2 protein-coding genes are annotated in these 1,370 nt (G+C 35.0%); both read left to right on the forward strand.

Annotated features, from left to right (window positions below; genetic code table 11):
* The first annotated feature begins 356 nt into the window (after window positions 1-356).
* On the forward strand, window positions 357-824 hold the full coding sequence (locus RT405_RS11580) for a CtsR family transcriptional regulator (protein WP_313469837.1): 468 nt from the start codon (window positions 357-359) through the stop codon (window positions 822-824).
* Between the two features lie 17 nt (window positions 825-841).
* On the forward strand, window positions 842-1,370 hold a 529-nt coding region (locus tag RT405_RS11585), incomplete at its 3' end, for a Clp protease N-terminal domain-containing protein (RefSeq protein ID WP_313469840.1).

Consider the following 1,370-nt stretch of genomic DNA (forward strand, 5'->3'; position numbering starts at 1 on the left):
ACGTATTGTGAGTGACTCTTTTCGAATAAAATAGCCATTTACCGTTAGTGTAAAAAATTTTTAATTTTTGTTCAGCAATATAAAACTTAACGTTAAATATAGGAACGAATAAATTTTAAAGTAAATAAGCGGAGTTGCTTTTCAAATGAGTCATTTTCTCGTATAATTAAAGTCAGGATTAGTCAAGAAATTAGCTAGTCGGTTTAACATTTTCTTGACCTGAAATAATAAAGTATTAAGTCTGGTGTTGAGACAAAAAGAAAAGGAGTGTTACTGAGAGAACACCGTTGCATTGTGTGGTAAAAATAGGTAATATACATACCATACATCTTCATTGTTTCAGTAACAAATAGCACATGAACAATCAAAATATGTCGGATATCATTGAAGCTTATTTGAAAAAAGTACTTGGAACGGATGAGCAAGTCGAAATTAGACGTAGTGAAATGGCAGAGCGATTTAATTGTGTTCCTTCTCAAATTAACTATGTTATCAATACACGGTTTACTGTTCAGCAAGGTTATCTAGTTGAAAGTAAACGCGGTGGTGGCGGATATATCCGGATAATTAAAGTAAAATTATTGGATGAAGCAGAAATGCTGAATATGATGATCGATGTAATTGGAGACGAAATTTCACAACGAGATGCTTTTTCAATTATTGAAACTTTATATGAAGACAATATGATTGCTAAACGCGAAGCGAATTCAATGTTGGCGGTCATGGAAAAGTCAGTTTTATCACTGGATCCAAAGAAGGAACATGCACTAAGAGCACGGATATTAACTGCTTTTTTAAATAACTTAAAATACGAACAGTCATAGGAGATGGAGGCAATAATATGAATGAATTATTTTCAGAAAAAGCAAAAGTCGTTTTAATTTTAGCTCAAGAAGAAGCTAAAAGATTTCGCCAAAATTCTATAGGGACTGAACATATTTTATTAGGACTTATGGTGGAACAAGAAGGAATTGCTGGTAAAACACTCCGCCAATTCTCTGTAACTGAAAATGATGTGCGGGAAGAAGTCGAACATTTCACGGGTTATGGCACCATGAAATACAGTTCAAAAGATATGATTTTGCCGTACTCGCCAAGAGCTAAGCAAGCTATTACGTTGGCTACTGATGAAGCAAGACGAATGGGAGCACCTTTAGTAGGAACAGAACATCTTTTACTTGGTTTATTACGAGAAGAAGATATTTTATCCTCTAAGATTTTAACTAATTTGGATATCAGCTTGAACAAAACTCGTCAAGTTTTATTGAAAAAAATGGGAGTCACAGAGGGAACCAATGGAAAAGGGAGACGGCCAAAAGCTGCTGCTAAGCCGGTAGCTGGTACGCCTACACTGGACTCTTTAGCAAGAG

It is taken from the genome of Carnobacterium sp. (genome assembly GCF_032094055.1).
Classification (GTDB): domain Bacteria; phylum Bacillota; class Bacilli; order Lactobacillales; family Carnobacteriaceae; genus Carnobacterium_A.

Bases quoted from the DNA above. Each gene is read 5' to 3' on its own strand.
- RT405_RS11580 (WP_313469837.1), top strand. From the start codon at position 357: ATGAACAATCAAAATATGTCGGATATCATTGAAGCTTATTTGAAAAAA.